This is a genomic window from Streptomyces sp. NPDC012935, assembly GCF_042900345.1.
Classification (GTDB): Bacteria; Actinomycetota; Actinomycetes; order Streptomycetales; family Streptomycetaceae; genus Streptomyces.
Genome location: NZ_JBIBBC010000032.1, coordinates 1 through 16,270, shown reverse-complemented (window position 1 = coordinate 16,270; position 16,270 = coordinate 1). Strand labels below are relative to the sequence as shown.

General features: G+C 71.2%; 17 protein-coding genes and 1 pseudogene. 10 read left to right on the top strand and 8 right to left on the bottom strand.

The window, feature by feature from the left end; all coding sequences use genetic code 11:
* Positions 1–237 precede the first annotated feature (237 nt).
* The 3 genes from ACFY5C_RS40050 (at position 238) to ACFY5C_RS40040 (ending at position 2,927) form a co-directional block, all read left to right on the top strand.
* Positions 238–927, top strand: a complete 690-nt coding sequence (locus ACFY5C_RS40050) for a GAF and ANTAR domain-containing protein (RefSeq protein WP_389454934.1) — start codon at positions 238–240, stop codon at positions 925–927.
* 409 nt (positions 928–1,336) lie between these two features.
* A complete protein-coding gene (locus tag ACFY5C_RS40045) occupies positions 1,337–2,329 on the top strand; it encodes an esterase/lipase family protein (protein WP_389454888.1) in 993 nt (330 codons plus the stop codon).
* A 103-nt stretch (positions 2,330–2,432) separates the two neighbouring features.
* Positions 2,433–2,927 (top strand): peptidylprolyl isomerase, encoded by a 495-nt coding sequence (locus ACFY5C_RS40040; protein WP_389454886.1) that lies wholly within the window; start codon positions 2,433–2,435, stop codon positions 2,925–2,927.
* Between the two features lie 83 nt (positions 2,928–3,010).
* Here ACFY5C_RS40040 and ACFY5C_RS40035 read toward each other — a convergent pair whose 3' ends face one another.
* On the bottom strand, positions 3,011–4,726 hold the full coding sequence (locus tag ACFY5C_RS40035) for an IlvD/Edd family dehydratase (protein ID WP_389454884.1): 1,716 nt from the start codon (positions 4,724–4,726) through the stop codon (positions 3,011–3,013).
* A 115-nt stretch (positions 4,727–4,841) separates the two neighbouring features.
* Between ACFY5C_RS40035 and ACFY5C_RS40030 the strand changes: the two genes are divergently transcribed.
* The 4 genes from ACFY5C_RS40030 (at position 4,842) to ACFY5C_RS40015 (ending at position 7,350) form a co-directional block, all read left to right on the top strand.
* Complete coding sequence (locus tag ACFY5C_RS40030; protein WP_389454882.1) at positions 4,842–6,008, top strand: zinc-binding dehydrogenase; 1,167 nt, start codon at positions 4,842–4,844, stop codon at positions 6,006–6,008.
* Positions 5,902–6,327, top strand: a complete 426-nt coding sequence (locus ACFY5C_RS40025) for a TetR-like C-terminal domain-containing protein (protein WP_389454880.1) — start codon at positions 5,902–5,904, stop codon at positions 6,325–6,327. The genes ACFY5C_RS40030 and ACFY5C_RS40025 overlap by 107 nt, the downstream gene beginning before the upstream one ends.
* A gap of 105 nt (positions 6,328–6,432) precedes the next feature.
* Positions 6,433–6,753 carry a GYD domain-containing protein gene (locus ACFY5C_RS40020; RefSeq protein ID WP_389454878.1) on the top strand — a complete coding sequence of 107 codons (321 nt, stop codon included), beginning with the start codon at positions 6,433–6,435 and terminating at the stop codon, positions 6,751–6,753.
* 63 nt (positions 6,754–6,816) lie between these two features.
* Positions 6,817–7,350 carry a MarR family winged helix-turn-helix transcriptional regulator gene (locus ACFY5C_RS40015; RefSeq protein ID WP_389454876.1) on the top strand — a complete coding sequence of 178 codons (534 nt, stop codon included), beginning with the start codon at positions 6,817–6,819 and terminating at the stop codon, positions 7,348–7,350.
* A gap of 9 nt (positions 7,351–7,359) precedes the next feature.
* Here the strand turns inward: ACFY5C_RS40015 and ACFY5C_RS40010 are convergent, their stop codons facing one another.
* From ACFY5C_RS40010 to ACFY5C_RS39985, 6 genes are all read right to left on the bottom strand, one after another.
* A complete protein-coding gene (locus ACFY5C_RS40010) occupies positions 7,360–9,102 on the bottom strand; it encodes a PP2C family protein-serine/threonine phosphatase (RefSeq protein ID WP_389454874.1) in 1,743 nt (580 codons plus the stop codon).
* Positions 9,099–10,172, bottom strand: coding sequence for a SpoIIE family protein phosphatase (locus ACFY5C_RS40005; protein ID WP_389454872.1), 1,074 nt, complete (start codon positions 10,170–10,172; stop codon positions 9,099–9,101). Before ACFY5C_RS40005 ends, ACFY5C_RS40010 begins: the two co-directional genes overlap by 4 nt.
* On the bottom strand, positions 10,172–10,615 hold the full coding sequence (locus ACFY5C_RS40000) for an anti-sigma regulatory factor (RefSeq protein ID WP_389454870.1): 444 nt from the start codon (positions 10,613–10,615) through the stop codon (positions 10,172–10,174). The genes ACFY5C_RS40005 and ACFY5C_RS40000 overlap by 1 nt, the downstream gene beginning before the upstream one ends.
* Positions 10,612–11,034 (bottom strand): STAS domain-containing protein, encoded by a 423-nt coding sequence (locus ACFY5C_RS39995; protein WP_389454868.1) that lies wholly within the window; start codon positions 11,032–11,034, stop codon positions 10,612–10,614. The genes ACFY5C_RS40000 and ACFY5C_RS39995 overlap by 4 nt, the downstream gene beginning before the upstream one ends.
* Positions 11,031–11,930 carry an STAS domain-containing protein gene (locus tag ACFY5C_RS39990; RefSeq protein ID WP_389454866.1) on the bottom strand — a complete coding sequence of 300 codons (900 nt, stop codon included), beginning with the start codon at positions 11,928–11,930 and terminating at the stop codon, positions 11,031–11,033. Before ACFY5C_RS39990 ends, ACFY5C_RS39995 begins: the two co-directional genes overlap by 4 nt.
* A 62-nt stretch (positions 11,931–11,992) precedes the next feature.
* The gene (locus tag ACFY5C_RS39985) at positions 11,993–13,168 is read right to left on the bottom strand and encodes a PP2C family protein-serine/threonine phosphatase (RefSeq protein ID WP_389454864.1); all 1,176 of its coding nucleotides are present in this window, start codon (positions 13,166–13,168) and stop codon (positions 11,993–11,995) included.
* Positions 13,169–13,368: 200 nt separating this feature from the next.
* Between ACFY5C_RS39985 and ACFY5C_RS39980 the strand changes: the two genes are divergently transcribed.
* The gene (locus tag ACFY5C_RS39980; protein WP_389454862.1) at positions 13,369–13,803 is read left to right on the top strand and encodes a MarR family winged helix-turn-helix transcriptional regulator; all 435 of its coding nucleotides are present in this window, start codon (positions 13,369–13,371) and stop codon (positions 13,801–13,803) included.
* Positions 13,804–14,036: 233 nt separating this feature from the next.
* Here the strand turns inward: ACFY5C_RS39980 and ACFY5C_RS39975 are convergent, their stop codons facing one another.
* Positions 14,037–14,435, bottom strand: coding sequence for an STAS domain-containing protein (locus ACFY5C_RS39975; RefSeq protein WP_389454860.1), 399 nt, complete (start codon positions 14,433–14,435; stop codon positions 14,037–14,039).
* A 395-nt stretch (positions 14,436–14,830) separates the two neighbouring features.
* On the opposite strand from ACFY5C_RS39975, the gene ACFY5C_RS39970 reads away from it, so the two are divergent.
* Complete coding sequence (locus ACFY5C_RS39970; RefSeq protein WP_389454858.1) at positions 14,831–15,301, top strand: ATP-binding protein; 471 nt, start codon at positions 14,831–14,833, stop codon at positions 15,299–15,301.
* A gap of 771 nt (positions 15,302–16,072) precedes the next feature.
* Positions 16,073–16,270 (top strand): annotated as a pseudogene (locus tag ACFY5C_RS39965) (hypothetical protein); the annotation flags it as partial.

Sequence of the window (16,270 nt, the reverse complement as noted above, 5' to 3'; positions counted from 1 at the left end):
GTCGCGGGCTGAAGGATCATGGGCCCGCGTCGCGACGTGCCACGCTCAGCGACCACTGCGCGCACGGTGTGACGAGTATCGAATCCGCGATGCCCGCCGGCAGCGACTTCCTCCGCACACGCCCTCACTCCACCCCAGGTGACAGCCTCCGTCGGCCCCGTCCCGCCACTCAGCGGCCCGCGCGTGGAATGCTGGGTGCACAGCCTCACCGAGGTGCACCAAGACGTGGAGGTCGCGATGGACTGGGCTCGGTTCGCGCAGGACCTGGCGTCGATGGCGCGGGATCTTCTCTCGCAGGAGTCCGTCGGTGCCACCCTCGAGCGGATCACCACCTCGGCGACCCAGCTGGTGGAGGGCTGCGAGGCGGCCGGCATCCTCGTGCTGCACGGCAAGAAGGTCCAGACGCTGGCGCCCACGCATGACCTGGTCGTCAAGAGTGATCTGCTGCAGGAGCGGCTGCGCGAGGGGCCCTGCTTCGATATCGCTCGCACCAAGGACGGAGAGCGGGTGTTCCGTATCCCGGACTTCACCCGGGACCAGTCGCAGTGGCCCGCCTTCGCCCCTCAGGCCCACCAGCTCGGAGTGGGCAGCATGATGGGCTTCCTGCTGTACACCGAGGACGAGGATCTCGGCGCGCTGAACGTCTACTCCCGTGAGCCGGGCGCGTTCACCGAGGCCAGCGAGCTGGCGGGCTGGCTCTTGGCCTCCCACGCCGCGGTCGCCTTCTCCAGTGCCCGCGCGCACGCGCAGATGGAGAACGCCGTCGCCACCCGCCACATGATCGGCGAGGCCATGGGCATCCTCATGGGCAGCCACAACCTCTCAGAGGAACAGGCGTTCGACATACTGCGCCGGTACTCGCAGAAGAACAACATCAAACTCCGCGAGGTCGCCCGCATGATCTGCGAGCGCGGCGGTCTGTCCTGACCTCACGGTCGGCTCCCCCGGCTCGAGGTCTGAACCAGAGGAGCCTGGCCAGGCCAGCCCCCACGGGGAACGCCGCTGAGCCCGGCCTCCTCGCCAAGTCCCCCGCTCCGCATTTTTCACGCACGTGCCGGGCCGCCCCGATTGCCGGAGCTCATCCACCGGCACCCGTCCGGCACCCGCCTTGATGGTCAGCTCACGCCGCGCCGTGCACGTTGCGTGGACGGCGGTCCATCGCAATGTAGCCGGTTCACCCGGGGCGTGACGGCCCGGACCGGAAGCGGAGCCGCACGAATGAAAGCCGCCACTCAAACGGGGGTCTTGGGTGCGGAGTGGCCGCGGGCGGGGCGCCGGCTCCTTGAGGATCTTGATCGTCAGCTGATGTGACCGACCCTGACGAGGAGCGGAAGAAATGTCCCTTCGCCGTGTCCGGCCTGCGCAACGATCCCGCCTGATCACCTGGTGGACAACCGCCGGCGCGGTCACAGCCCTGGCACTCGGCCTGCCCGGCACATCGGTCGCGGCCGACCGCCCGACCCCGCCCGAGGGAGGGATCACCGCCGCCCCGGCGGCCTTCGTCCGTGGCACGCTCCAGCCGGACACCGCGCCGCCCGGGGCGAACAACTGGAAGTGTCGGCCGACCGCCGCCCACCCCCGCCCCGTCGTCCTGCTGCACGCCACCCTCACCAACGCCCACACCAACTGGAGCATGCTGTCGCCCCAGTTGAAGAGGGCCGGGTACTGCGTCTTCGCGCCCAACTACGGCGGGGCACCGGGAGTTCCCTTCAAGGGCACCCGACACATCCCCGACTCCGCCCGCGAGATCGCCCGTTACGTCGACCGAGTGCTCAAGGCGACCGGCTCCCGGCAGGTCGACCTGGTGGGGCACTCCCAGGGCGGAGGCCTGCTGCCCCGCTGGTACCTGCGGTTCGAGGGAGGCACGAAGCCCGCGCGTCCGTCGCACAACAAGGTGCGTCGGCTCATCGGTCTGGCCCCGTCCAACCACGGCACGACCCTGTCCGGTCTCGGCACCCTCACCACCGCACTCGGCCTCAATCCGACGGTGTCCGCCGTGGCGGGGCAGGCCTACGCGGACCAGATGGTGGGATCCCGGGTGAACACCACACTCGACCGTGACGGCGACACACAGCGGGGCGTCGCCTACACCGTCATCGCCACCCGGTACGACGAGGCGGTCACGCCCTACCACAACCAGTTCCTCACCGCGGGGCCGGGCGCGACCGTACGCAACATCACTCTCCAGGACGTCTGTCCCCAGGACCGCTCCGAGCACCTGTCGATCGCCTACGACTCCAACGCCGCTCAGCTCGTCCTCAACGCCCTCGACCCGGCACATGCCGAACGCGTGCACTGCCGCTTCTCGGCGCCCCTCCTCGGCGGGTGACCCCCGCAGATCAGGGCCTGCTCGGGGCCGTCCGAGACGCGTTTCGAGGCCGTCCGGCCCGGTCAGTTCGACCTGGCCGCGTCGATTGTGCAGAATCAGGGCCATGAGCGAGAACGTGTTCTTCAGTATTTCTGCTAATGGCGAGAACCTCGGCCGCATCGTCTTCCGGCTGTTCGACGATGTCGTGCCCAAGACCGCACGCAACTTCCGTGAGCTGGCGACCGGCCAGCACGGTTACGGCTACAAGGGTTCGCCCTTCCACCGGGTCATCCCGGAGTTCATGCTGCAGGGCGGTGACTTCACCGAGGGCAACGGCACCGGCGGCAAGAGCATCTACGGTGAGAAGTTCGCCGACGAGAACTTCCAGCTGAAGCACGACCGGCCGTTCCTGCTCAGCATGGCCAACGCGGGCCCGGGCACCAACGGCTCGCAGTTCTTCGTCACCACCGTGGCGACGCCGTGGCTGGACGGCAAGCACGTCGTCTTCGGCGAGGTCATCGAGGGCGACGACGTCGTCAAGGCGGTCGAGGCCCTGGGCAGCCGCTCGGGCGCGACGGCCAAGAAGATCGTCGTCGAGGACTGCGGCATCGTCGCCTGACGCAGCCTCAGCCGCACATCAGCACCATCAGGTCCATCAGGTCCGCACCATGCGGCCCCGATGGACCTGATCCATTTCCGCGGTCAGTGCGATTCGCGGCTGACGTCCGAACCGCTGGAGCCCACGAGGAAGTCGAGGTCGGCGCCGCTGTCGGCCTGGAGGACGTGGTCGACGTAGAGGCGTTCCCAGCCGCGCCGGGGGCTGGCGTACGCCTTGGCGGAGGCCTCGCTCGGACTTCTGCGGGCGAGTTCGTCAGCGGGTACGTCGACGTCGATACGGCGGGCTTCGACCTCCAGGGTGACGACGTCCCCGGTGCGCACGAGGGCGAGCGGGCCGCCTGCCGCGGCCTCGGGGGCCACATGCAGGACTACCGTGCCGTACGCCGTGCCGCTCATCCGGCCGTCGCAGACGCGCACCATGTCGCGGACGCCCTGGGCGAGAAGCTTCTTCGGCAGGGGCATGTTCGAGACCTCGGGCATGCCGGGGTACCCCTTGGGGCCGCATCCGCGCAGGACGAGGACCGAGTCCGCGTCCACGTCGAGTCCGGGGTCGTCGATGCGGGCGTGGAAGTCCTCGATGGAGTCGAAGACGACGGCCCGGCCGCGGTGGCGCAGCAGGTGCGGGGATGCGGCCGCCGGCTTGATGAGCGCGCCGTCGGGTGCGAGATTGCCGCGCAGGACGGCGATGCCGCCCTCGGCGACCAGTGGTTCGGCGCGGGTGCGGATCACTTCGCTGTCCCAGATCGGGGCCTCGTCGAGCGCGTCGACCAACGGCTCCCCGGTGACCGTCAGGGCGTCGGGGTCGAGCAGGTCGCGGACCTCGCGCAGGACGGCGAGCAGCCCTCCGGCGCGGTGGAAGTCCTCCATGAGGAAACGGCCGGCCGGCTGGAGATCCACCAGGACCGGTACGCGCGAGCCGATCCGGTCGAAGTCGTCGAGGGACAGGCCGATGCCCAGACGGCCCGCGATGGCCAGGAGGTGGACGACGGCGTTGCTCGAGCCGCCGACGGCGGCCAGCGCGACGATCGCGTTGTGGAAGGACGCCTTGGTGAGGAAGGTGCCGGGCCGACGGTCGGCGCCCACCATGTCGACCGCGAGCCGGCCGGTGTGATGCGCGGCCTCCAGCAGACGGCTGTCGGGGGCGGGGGTCCCGGCCACGCCGGGGACGACCGTGCCGAGCGCCTCGGCCACGAGGGCCATGGTGGAGGCGGTTCCCATGGTGTTGCAGTGGCCGCGGCTGCGGATCATCGCCGACTCGGAACGGGTGAACTGCTCCTGCGACAGCGTGCCCGCGCGGACCTCTTCCGACAGCCGCCACACATCGGTGCCGCAGCCCAGCGGCGTACCGCGGAACGTCCCGGTCAGCATCGGACCGCCGGGCACGACGACGGCGGGCAGGTCCACCGACGCCGCCGCCATGAGCAGCGACGGGATCGTCTTGTCACAGCCGCCCAGCAGGACCACACCGTCGATGGGGTTGGCCCGCAGCATCTCCTCCGTGGCCATGGCGGCCATGTTGCGCCAGAGCATGGCCGTCGGCCGCACGTTCGTCTCGCCCAGCGACACCACGGGCAGGTTCAGCGGGATGCCGCCGGCCTCGTACACGCCGTCGCGCACGGACGACGCGACCTCGTTGAGATGGGCGTTGCAAGGGGCAAGGTCCGAGGCCGAGTTGGCGATGGCGATCTGCGGCCGGCCGGTGAACGCGTCACCGGGCACGCCTCTGCGCATCCACGCACGGTGTATGTAGGCGTTGCGGTCCTGTCCCGCGTACCACTGTGCGCTGCGGAGCCTCACCATGGGACCTCTTCCGGCAGTCGGTACGGAGGTCTACAGTCTGGAACGCCATGGAGCATACGCAGAGGTACGACGGCTCGACAGCCCCCGGTCAGGACGGCCCGACTGCCGTCGGCTCATGCGCGCGTTCGTCCTGACGGCGCCCGGCGCGTACGAGGTCCGGGAGCTTGCGGCGCCGGTGGCCGCGCCCGGTGAAGTCGTCGTCGACGTCGAGCGGGTCGGCGTGTGCGGCACCGACACGGAGTTCTTCACCGGCGCCATGGCGTACCTCCACCAAGGGCACTCCTCCTACCCGCTGCAGCCGGGGCACGAGTGGGCCGGGCGGGTCGCGACGGTCGGGGAGGGCGTCGACCCGGCCTGGATCGGGCGCCGCGTCATGGGCGACACGATGCTGGGCTGCGGCAGTTGCCGCCGTTGTCTTCGGGGACATCAGCACGTGTGCGAGAAGCGCCAGGAGGTCGGCATCCGGGGAGCGCGGGCCGGGGCGCTGGCGGAGCAACTCGCCGTACCGGCATCCTCGTTGCACGCTCTGCCCGACTCGGTCGACGCGGTTCTCGGTGCGCTCGTCGAGCCGGGCGGCAATGCCTTGCGCGCGGCAGAGGCAGCAGCGCCCCGTGCGGGGGACCGCGCTCTCGTCCTGGGGCCCGGGACCATCGGTCTCCTCGTGGCGATGTTCCTTCGCGCGGCGGGTGCGGAGGTCCACCTGCTGGACCGCCCCGGCCGCTCCCCCGCCTTCGCGCATGACTTGGGATTCGAGCACGTATGGGACGAGCGGTCCCTGCCGGCCCTGCCCTTCGACGCGGTCGTGGACGCCACGAACGCGGCCCATCTGCCGCAGAAGGCATTGGAGTCGGTCGAACCGGGCGGCCGGGTCGTGTACATCGGGCTGGCCGGCGAGCCGAGCAGGATCGACACTCGCGCGCTCGTGCTGAAGGACGTGACGGCGGTGGGCATCCTGTCGGCCTCGCCCGGCCTGGACGCCACCATCCGCGCCTACGCCTCCGGAGCGGTCGACCCCAGGCCCCTCGTGGCAGCGACCGTCGGCCTCGACGAGGTCGGTCCGGTTCTCGCGGGTGGGCGACCCGACGGTGCCGGGCCCGGCCCCAAGATCCATGTGAACCCCGGCCTGAACGGTGTCAGCCCGCCCGTGTCAGGCGGAGCGGGCCGACCGCGCGGGCGTGACGCCCTCGACGATCTACCGCCGCTGGGGCGACCTGCAGGAACTCCTGTCGGACGTCGTCGTCGAGCGCCTGCGCCCGGAGACGGCACCGGAGGAGCACGGTGACCTGCCCTCGGACCTGACGGCCTGGGCCGAGCAGTTCCCGGACGAAATGGCCTCCCCCGCCGACCGTGCCTACATCCGCGACGCCCTGCCCGGCGGCCCGGACGGCGGCAACACCGGTCAGTGCTCGGACTACGCGGCCGAGCAGATCGCCGTCATCCTGGGCCGCGCGTCCGAGCGCGGGGAAGCTGCTCCCGGCGTCGAGACGGTCATCGACCACGTCGTCACGCCCCTGATGTACCGCATCCTCTTCCGGCCGGAAGGGCTGGACGCCTCCTACGCCCGCCGCCCGGTGGCGAGTGCCGACCGCGCGAGGGCGTGAAGTCCGGCTGCCAACGAGTGAATCCACCCGTGCCGTGACCGGCAACGCCGTGACGACGGGAAGGCCGTCCCTGTAACCGACAAGCGATGGTCAGGGAGCGTCCCGATGCCGAAGTACCTCATCCAGGCGACCTACACGCCCGAGGGCACCAAGGGGCTGCTCAAGGAGGGCGCGAGCGGCCGTCGAGCCGCTGTCGAACAGGTGGTCACCGGACTGGGCGGCTCGGTCGAAGCCATGTACTTCGCCTTCGGCGAGCACGACTTCGTGTGCATCATCGACTTCCCCGATCCCGTCTCCATGGCCGCTGCCAGCCTCGCCGTGAAGGCCAGTGGCGCCCTCCAGACCCGCGCAACTCCTCTGCTGACGCTCGAAGAGATCGACGAGGCGGCGGGCCGGGAGGTCACCTTCCGGAGCCCCGGGAAGTAGGCCGTGGAGCGGGTGAGAGATCGCCTGTGTACTCTCCCGCGCTTCGGGTAGGCCCCCACACTGATGGAGTCCAGGCCTGAGTCGACCGAGAGCGAAGTCTTCGTGGGCCGCGAACCGGATCCCGAGAGCGCCCCCGACATCGTCGGACGGCAGCTCGTCGACGCCGTGGAGAACCTGGTGTCGCTCTGGTTCTCGGCCGTCGCGGAGGTCAGTCCGCGGCTACCGCCGCGCCACATACGCGCCTTGAGAGCCGTACGCCGTCAACCGGCGCTCAATGTCACCGCCCTGGCCGAGCACCTGCAGGTCGGACTCCCCACCGCCAGCCGGCTCTGCGACCGGCTCGAGAACGCCGGGCTGCTCCGGCGATGCGTGGAGCCAGGCGACCGCCGTGAGGTGCATCTGGAGGTGACGGCCCAGGGGCGGACGTTCCTGAGGGACGTCACCGAGCGGCTGTCACTGCGGCTGGCCACCGCCTTCGACGGCGTTCCTGACGCGCAGCGCGCGCGGCTCGAACAGGCACTGCGCGCCTTCCACGAGGGCGGTCTCCCCGGCGCCCCCGGACCGGGCCCCGGTGCGGGCGCCGGGCCCGGACGCTGAGGGCGACGCTCAGGACTCCACCGCCGGCTGCCGCCCCGGGTCACCATGCACGTGGCACAGCAACAGGCATACGTCGTCGTCGTGTTCGGAGTCGTGCAGCAGCGGGTGCAGAAGCCGGTCGGCCGACGCATCCAGTTCGTCTTCGAGCTCGGCCGGGCGGAAGTCGCCCAGTACCTCGGTGAGCCGCTGGATGCCGGGGTCGATCCCGTGGGCGCGGCGTTCCACCAGCCCGTCGGTGTACAGCGCCAGAGTCGAACCGGGTGGGAGCGGCACCGTGTGGTCGCGGATCTCCTGCTTCAGCGGGATGCCGAGCATCGCGCCGGGCTTGGCGTCGAGCGTGTGCACCTGACCGTCGGGGGTGCGCAGCACCGGTGGCGGATGGCCGGCCGCGGCCCAGGTGAGCGTGGGGTCGTCCGGGTGGAAGCGCGCGATGACCGCGGTGGCGTAGAGGTCGAGGCGCAGGCGGTGCAGGAACAGGTGCAGTCGCGTAAGGAGCTGGCCGGGGCTGCTGCCGTCGACGGCGTAGGCACGCAGGGCGGTCCGCAGCTGGCTCATCATCACCGCGGCGTGCAGCCCGTGGCCGGTGACATCTCCGACGACGGTGATGAGGCTGCCGTCGGGCTGTCGGAAGGCGTCGTACCAGTCACCGCCGATGTTGAGGCCCCGGGTGGCCGGGAGGTAGCGCGCGGCCAGGGTCAGGCCCTGCGTGGTGGGCAGTTCGGTGAGCAGGGCGCGTTGCAGGGTCTCGGCGATGTCCCGGTTGTGCTCGAAGCGCCTGGCGTTCTCCAGGGCGATGCTGGCCCTCCGGGTCAGCTCGATGAGCATGACGGCGTCGTCCTCGTCCCACCGCTCGTCGGGGGGCGACAGGGTGAGGACGCCCTGTGAGGTCCGACGGGTGAGCAGGGGGATGCACAGGAGGGGCCGGCCGGGGTCGAGGGCCGACGGCGGCTGGTCGTCCACGCCGGGCAGGCCGCCGCGGTGGTCGGCGGCGTACTGCGGGCGCCCGCGGCGGGCGGCGAGGACGGCGGCGGCAGGATGGGGGCCGCTGCGCGCGGCGTCGTCCACGCCGTCGAACAGCCATACGTCGACGGTGCGGGCGTATCTCGGCACCAGCAGGGCGGGCAGGAGCCGCACGATGGCCTCGGGGTTGAGGGAGGCCGTCAGGGCGGCGCTGGCATCCGCCAGGAAGGTCAGCCGGCCGCGGGCGTTCTCCGCCTCCTTGCGGGCCTTCTGCTCGGCGTCGAACAGCTCGCGCTGCGCCCGGCCGGCGGCGTCCAGGTCGGCGTGCAGGGCCAGAACACCCTGGTTGGTCTGGTGGAGTTCCTCGCGGTGGACGGCGACCAGCGCCTCCTGCTCGTCGAGCCGCTCCAGCAGCAGGGCCGCGTCCTCGTCGGCGCCGAACAGGGCCTCGGCGAGCGTCGCCGGATCGTCGGCCGCGTGCTCGCCACCGGAGACGTCTGCGTCCTCGGCGCAGGGGACGGACGCGCGCCACGGGGGCTGCAGGTCCTCGGGGCGGCGCTTCGCCGGGGCCACCTCGACGCTGAACTCGCCCCCGCCGGGCGTCAGGGTCACTGCCACGCCGACCCGCCAGTCACCGCCCTTGGTGAGGCACTGTTTGAGCTGTGCGGTGAGCGCGGTGACCAGGCGGGTGCGCTCGACGGGAGGTACTGCGCACGCGACGGCCAGGCGCGCCGTGGCGATGCGGGCCTGTGCGGCGTCGGTGATGCTGCGGACGTACCAGGTTCGGGTCATGACGAGCGGTCCGGGGGGCAGGGGCTCAGCACGACGACGGCGGTGTCGTCGCGTACCGGCCGGGCGGCGCTGCTGGCGTCCCGCACGATCGAGGCGGCGATCACGGCGGGGTCGAGGGACGTCGGGGCGTGGACGGCCGGACCGGGGCTCCAGCGGCTCGGCAGGCCGTCACTGTGCAGGACCAGGAGGCAGTCGTCCGTCCAGGTCTCGTGGTGCGCGGGGAGGTGGGCGGGGAAGTGGGCGCCGACGATGCCGGGGCGCGAGACCAGCCCGTGCCAGCTGTCGCCGCGGCGCAGCCGGGCTCCCACGTTGCCCACTCCGGCGAAGGACAGCCGTCCGGCGGTGACGTCGAGCCGGGCGACGGCCGCGGCAGCGCCCCTGGTGTCGCGCAGGGCGCCGTGCAGCCGCCGCAGCAGGTCGGCCGGCGGCAGGTGGGGCGCGGTTCGCACCGCCTCCACCGCGGCGGAGGAGGCGCGCGCCGCCAGGGGTCCGTGGCCGAGGCCGTCGGCCAGCATCAGCGTCACGTGGTCCGACGTCCGGACGCACGCCCAGGCGTCGCCGGAGAAATCCGCGGCCGCGAGGGGGATGTTGACTCCCCCGGCCCGCACCGGAAGCGGGCCGGTGTGCGGGCACGCGGGGTCCCGGTCCGGTCGCGGGCCGATCCTGGCCATGACGATCGTTCCCCGGCCAGGGGTGCTGTGCAGGCCGAAGTCGTCGGCCGTGCGCATACAGGTGCCCAGACCGGCACCGAGGGAGGCGGCGGTCGAGTAGCCGTCGCGCAACGCCGCGTCGCTGTCGCGCATGCCCGGCCCGTGGTCGACGGCCATGATCTGCACCATGGGGATCCTCTCGTCGCCGTAGACCGGAACGGAGGGCCCCACGAGATCGAGCAGTATCTGCCCGCCACCGGCGTGCTTCAGCAGATTGGTGGCGAGTTCGGTGGCCACGAGCTCCGCGGCGGCGACCCGGTCCTCGGCGAGCCCGGCACGGCGGGCCGCGGCCCCGGCCGCCACGCGCACGCCGCGGACGCGGGTCGAGTCGTGCACCGGCACCTCCCACACGCGCGGCATCAGGTCGCCTCGCGCGGACGGGGCGGCCCGGAGATCCAGGACGTCACCGTCACGGTGGTGCCGCCGCCACGGCTGCTGTCGATGGAGAACTCGTGGACCAGACGCCTGGATCCGCCCAGACCCATCCCGAGACCGTGACCGGATGTGTAACCGTCGCTGAGGGCCTGGTCCAGGTCGGGGATGCCGGGGCCCTCGTCACTGAAGACGAGACGCAGTCCCTGCATCGCACCGTTGGTCACCTCCACGCACTCCATCTGTCCCCCGCCGCCGTGCACGAGGGCGTTGCGCGCCAGCTCACTGGCCGCCGTGACGAGTTTGGTCTGCTCGACCAGGCCGAACCCGAGTTGGGCGGTCATCTGCCGCACATGCTGCCGCACCCGGACCAGATCGAGGTCCGAGTGGATCGGCAGGCAGGCGGAGACACTGCCGGTGCTGTGGGTCACGAGCGCTCCCGGCGTGCGCGCCCACCGCGGGGCAGGACCGTGACCTCGGCCCCGAGCAGGCGCATGGCCTCCTCGGTGTTGAGGGCGGTGCGCAGTCCTGGCAGGGTCAGACCGAGTTCCACCAGGGTGATGGCCACCGCCGGGCGCATCCCCGCAACCACCGTCTGAGCGGCCAGCAGCTTGGTCATGGCCGCGATGTCACTGAGCACGCGGCCCATGAAGGAGTCGACGATTTCGACCCCGGACAGGTCGATGACCACACCTCTGACCGCGCTGTCGGAGACCGTCTCGCCGATGTCCTGACGGAGTTGTTCCGCGGTGCTGTCATACAGGTCTCCCTGGAGGGTGACCAGAAGGACCCCGCCCAGTCTCAGTACCGGCACGTGGCCTTCGTACGGGAAGGTGGACACGCCCGTCACCCGGGCACCACGGCCGATGTGGGGTCCGGCACGATGTGGGCGCCCTGCTGCTGCAGGGCGTAGGCCAGGGCGTCGGCGAGACTGGCGCGGGTGAGCACGTCGCTCAGGTCGATGCCGAGGTGGACGATGGTCTGCGCGATGGCCGGTCGGATCCCGGAGACTATGCACTCCGCTCCCATGAGTCGCGCTGCGGCCACGGTCTTCATCAGGTGCTGCGCCACCAGGGAGTCGACGGTGGGCACCCCGGTGATGTCCAGGATGGCGATGCGGGCGTGCTGCTCGACGACTGCGTCCAGGAGCGTCTCCATCACCACCTGGCTGCGGGCGCTGTCGAGCGTGCCGATCAGCGGCACGGCGACGATACCTTCCCACAACTGGATCACAGGGGTGGCGATCTCGAGCATTTCGAGCCGCTGGCGGTTGATGAGTTCCTCGCCCGCGATCGTCGTCGCCTCCTGCATCACCAGGCGCAGTGTGCCCATCAGCACGGTCAGGGCCGTCGTGCACTCCCGCACATGCTCGGCGGGCGCCTCCGAGAGCTCGTCGAGCAGGAGGTCGGCGACGGGCGGCCGCAGCGCGTCCATCTCGCCCGAGATCTGCCCGAGGGTGGCGCCGGCCCGCGCCCGTGAGTGCGCCGTACGCGCCAACTGCTCGCGGACGACGGTGAACCCGTCCGCCTCCGAGTCCTCCACACGCCCCGACGCGGCCACCGCGGCGAGCGCCTCCACCACGGCCCGGCCGGCTTCCACCGCCTCCTCCCGGGAGACGGTGAACACGGTGCGGAACAGCGCCGCGTCGGCCCAGCGCTGTGCGATCTGCTCCCGGCGTCGTCGCAGGAAGTTCCCGACCTCCTCAGCCGGATCGGTCTGACCTTTTGCCGTTTGGTGCTCCGGCACGTACTTCCCTCCTCATCTGGTGAGCGCCGCCCCGATCTCACAGGCAGCGCCGGACTGTACGGTCACGATGCCTGCCGAGGCCCGAACCAGTCCAGGCAGACCACGAGCGCATCGTCGTCGGGCACGGGTGTGCCGCGGTGACCGGCCAGTTCCCGCAGGACGGCACGGGGGACCTCGGCCGCGGGCAGAAGGCTGGTGGACACGATGGCCCGGGCGAGCGCGCGCTCCCCGTACTGCTCACCACCGGGTGCCGCGCCGGCGTACACCCCGTCGCTGGCGAAGACGAGCCGGTCCCCTGGCTCGATCTCGACGACCTGCTGGGCGACGTAGTCCGTCTCCTCGAACATGCCCAGGGGCAACTGCGCATCGAACTCGACGGCGGTGACGGTACGGCCGCGCAGGCGCAGCATCTGCGGCGAGCCGGCGTCGACGACCTGCAGCCTGCCGGTGCGCAGGTCGAGGTCGAGCAGGAGCACGGACAGGTGGGCGTCCCCCCGGTACTGGGCGTAGACGGCCTGGTCGGCGAGTGCGGCCTGGTCCGCGATGGACAGGCCGGCACGCCGCGCGTTGCGCAGCGCGTTGATGCCCAGGTTGGTCAGGAGGGAGGCCTCGATGCCCTCGCCCATGCCGTTGGTGATGTAGAGCATCAGGCGGTCGGCGTCCCCGGACCAGTCGAAGTTGTCGCCGAAGATGGCGTAGGCGGGCTCCAGTTGGGCGCCGACAGCGTACTCGGGGCGGGTGCAGGAGCGGCCCGGCAGGAGCTGCCACTGCATCTCCGCCGCCAGGGTGAGCCGGTCGGTGCGGCGCGCCCGGACGTACACATCGGTGTCCCGGTCAGCGACGATCACTTCGTGCCCCAGCACCTTCGCCACCTCGGCCAGTTCGTCCAGGCACTCCTCGGCCTGCTCAGCCGAGGGCATCGTAACGGCCAGGACGCCCAGTCGGTCGCCTCGTACGGTCACCGGCAGGTGCAGCCGCACCTGGCCGTCGCTCAGTTTCTCGACGAAGGGTTCCTGGGACCCGAAGGCCCGTCCGGCCGGCGTGCCGTAGGCGGGCACGGACTCGGGCGGGCTCGGAGCCGTGTGGACGGGCTGGAGTGTGGCGAGGCCGTAGTCGGCCAGGTAGAGCTGGACGGTCTTCGCCGCGTAGTCGTTGCACAGTACTTCGCGGACCGCGTCCACCAGTTGGTGCGGGGCCGCGGAGCGAAGTGCCCGCTCGGCTGCCACGAATCTGTTCACGATGTTGGGTACGCCATTCTTGTCACAGTGACGGCGCTGAACCCGCGCTGCCGCGGACGCCGCCCGTCGGTCCTTCTTGTCCGTATCTAGTGTTCTGCACGTATTGTCCGAACCGGTGGGCTGACAGTGCCCGTGAAGCCTGAAAGAGTGGCAGCGTGACTTCCTCCTACTCGCAACCGCGGCCGGACGAGGTGGCGCGTGTGACCTCCGAGGCTGCCGAGTTGCTGGAGGTCTTGTGGGGCCGGGCCTCGACGGCGCCGGTGTCCGCCTCCCAGATCCGCGTGCTGTTCATCCTGGAGCACAGCGACGGCATCAACCTGCGCATGCTCGCCGAGGCTCTCGGCTCCACACCGCCGTCGACCAGTCGGCTGTGCGACCGTCTGCAGGCGGTCGGCTTCGTCGAGCGGGCGCCCAGCGCCGCCAGCCGCCGCGAGCTGCAACTGCACCTGAGCCGTCGCGGACGGACCTTTCTGACCGAGCTGCGCGCGCGACGCGAGGCCGCGCTGCAGTCCGTGCTGGAGCAGATGCCCGCCACCAAGCGGACCGCTCTGCTGGAGGGCCTGGAGGCGTTCTGCGCCGCGGCGTCCGCGGAGATCCACGAAGGCGACGAAGCCTCCGACGTCAGGAGCGCCTGACCCGCGCCGACGCCGCGGTGCGGCGCCGGGACGGGGCTGGGCCCGCGCCGCCGCCCGGCGACGCGGGCCGTAGTCGTTGCTGACCGGCACGTCCACACCCCCTCCCACGCTTGACTCGCTCACTCTGTTGCCTCATGGCCATAGTTGTCAAACGGCAACTATTGAGCATGCGGGTGCGGTTCGCGATCGGTGAACTGCCTCTTCGGGCAGCGGTCTTCAGTCCGAAGCGGTCATCACTCCACCGTGGCGGCCGGAGGCTCGGGCTCCGGCCCCGAGTCCGCCTTGGCGAGCGCCTCCTCGACGCTCCCCACGATCGGGACGGTGATGCTGACACCGGTGAGATCCATGATCCGCCGGACGGCGGGCGTAGGGGAGATCACATACACGCCCCCTGGAATCTCCCTTACCTCCTGATATGCCCGCAGAACGATGTTCATGCCGGACGAGTCCATGAAGGGGACGCCGGCGATGTCGAGGATGAAGTTTCGTCGGCCATGGTGCAGCTGGTTGGCGAGATGGTGCTGCAACTCGGTCGCTGTATCCATGTCCAGGTCACCCTCGACCGTGAGCAACACGGCATCCTCCCGGGGCACTTCCACCTTGATCGACAAGGGATTCTGGGCAACGGACACAAGTACCTCCCACAGGCGTTGGCGATCGTGACGGGTGCCCCGACGGACGGATTCAATGCATCGTGGAGCGAAGAATTCCCCGCAACCGGCTTCTCGCGCCTTTCGCGGGCCCGTCGCAGGCGGTTTCGGGCATGACGCTCCTGTGCTGCACGCATGTTGACCGTCCCGTCGATGCGTTCGGCCGCCTACCCCCGAATCTCCCCAGCACACAGAGCAGGTGCGAGCGAGCGGTACGTCGTCACGCCCCCGGGTGCCACTTCTGACTGCTTTTGCGTGCATGGGCGGGGCCGGCGGTTTGGCGGGCGGTCGACGGGTCACGCGATTAGAGAGAACTCACACGGTGTGGAGGAGGGAAAGGAACTCGGGCCTCCTCGCGTCTGTCAGGGAGCGTAAGGATGAGTGAGCAGTACCGGACCGGTGTCACCAGGAGCTCAGCGGGTGCGGGGCGGGTGCGCCGAGGGCCGCGGAGTCCGGCGGAGGCACGCGGCGCCGTGCGGCGGGTCCTGTCCGAACAGTCGCGCGCCCGCGGTGCCGCCTGTGAGCCGGACACCCTCTCGGACGCGCTGCTGGTGGCGTCGGAGCTGACGACCAACGCGATGCTGCACGGCGGCGGCGTCACCGGCTTCGACGTCGAGGTCGTCGGCGAGAACCTGTATCTGTCCGTCAGCGACCGCGAGCGCCGCCGGCCCGTCGCCCTCGACCCGGTCGACCGCCACGGCCGCCACCGCTGCGGAGGCCGCGGCTGGCCGATCGTCTGCAGGCTGTCCGAGACGGTCCTGGTCTCCGACCTCCCGACGGGCGGCAAGCGCGTCACTGCAGTACTGCCGCTGCCGTCGGAGTGCCGGGAACGGGTCAACAGGGCCTGACGGGGGGCGGGTCGGCTTGCCGACCTGATCGGACGGGGTGCGGGTGGTTGCCGACGCGGAGGGGTTGCCCGCTGCGGACGGGGCTTGCCGGCCGGGGGCCGACGCGGAATGGCCTGTGTGGCGGCGGAAGAGAACGGTGGGGCGGCGCGGTGAGGTCGGGGGCCGACGGGGAGAGGTCGGTGAGCCGACGGGACTGACTGGTGGGGCGGCTCGATGAGGCCGGTGGGCCGACGGGACAGACCGGCGGACCGACACGGAGAGACCGACAGGCCAACGGGACGGGCCGGCGGCCAGCGCCATGAGCCCGGCGGGACAGCGGGAGAGCCCGCTCGGCCGACAAGACAGACCGGCGGACCGACACGGAGAGACCCACAGGCCAACGGGACGGGCCGGCGGCCAGCGCCATGAGCCCGGCGGGACAGCGGGAGAGGCCACTCGGCCGACAAGACAGACCGGCGGACCGACACGGAGAGACCGACGGACCAGTCGCCAACAGCGTCATAAGCCTGGTGGCCCCGCGGGAGAGGCCGGTCGCCAGCACGATGGGGCCGGCGGGTCAGCACCACGAACGGCCAGGAGCGGGCCAGCAGGGCCCGACGCGGGCGGGTCGGCTTGCCTACCTGATCGGACAGGCACGGCTTGTGGACCGACGCGCAGGGGCTGCCACTGCCGACGGGACAGACCGGTGGATCGGTGCGATGAGGCCGGTGGGGCAACGGTATGGACCGGTGGGCCGACGCGACGAGCCCGGTGAGCCAACGGGACAGACTGGTGGGCCGACGTAGACAGGCCGAGGGCCGACAGGCCGAGGGCCGACAGGCCGAGGGCCGACAGGCCGAGGGCCGACAGGCCGAGGGCCGACAGGCCGAGGGCCGACAGGCCGAGGGCCGACAGGCCGAGGGCCGACAGGCCGAGGGCCGACAGGCCGAGGGCCGACAGGCCGAGGGCCGACAGGCCGAGGGCCGACAG

Coding starts and splice junctions, on each gene's coding strand:
- ACFY5C_RS40050 (WP_389454934.1), top strand. CDS start 238: ATGGACTGGGCTCGGTTCGCGCAGGACCTGGCGTCGATGGCGCGGGAT.
- ACFY5C_RS40045 (WP_389454888.1), top strand. CDS start 1,337: ATGTCCCTTCGCCGTGTCCGGCCTGCGCAACGATCCCGCCTGATCACC.
- ACFY5C_RS40040 (WP_389454886.1), top strand. CDS start 2,433: ATGAGCGAGAACGTGTTCTTCAGTATTTCTGCTAATGGCGAGAACCTC.
- ACFY5C_RS40035 (WP_389454884.1), bottom strand. CDS start 4,726: ATGGTGAGGCTCCGCAGCGCACAGTGGTACGCGGGACAGGACCGCAAC.
- ACFY5C_RS40030 (WP_389454882.1), top strand. CDS start 4,842: ATGCGCGCGTTCGTCCTGACGGCGCCCGGCGCGTACGAGGTCCGGGAG.
- ACFY5C_RS40020 (WP_389454878.1), top strand. CDS start 6,433: ATGCCGAAGTACCTCATCCAGGCGACCTACACGCCCGAGGGCACCAAG.
- ACFY5C_RS40015 (WP_389454876.1), top strand. CDS start 6,817: ATGGAGTCCAGGCCTGAGTCGACCGAGAGCGAAGTCTTCGTGGGCCGC.
- ACFY5C_RS40010 (WP_389454874.1), bottom strand. CDS start 9,102: ATGACCCGAACCTGGTACGTCCGCAGCATCACCGACGCCGCACAGGCC.
- ACFY5C_RS40005 (WP_389454872.1), bottom strand. CDS start 10,172: ATGCCGCGCGTGTGGGAGGTGCCGGTGCACGACTCGACCCGCGTCCGC.
- ACFY5C_RS39970 (WP_389454858.1), top strand. CDS start 14,831: ATGAGTGAGCAGTACCGGACCGGTGTCACCAGGAGCTCAGCGGGTGCG.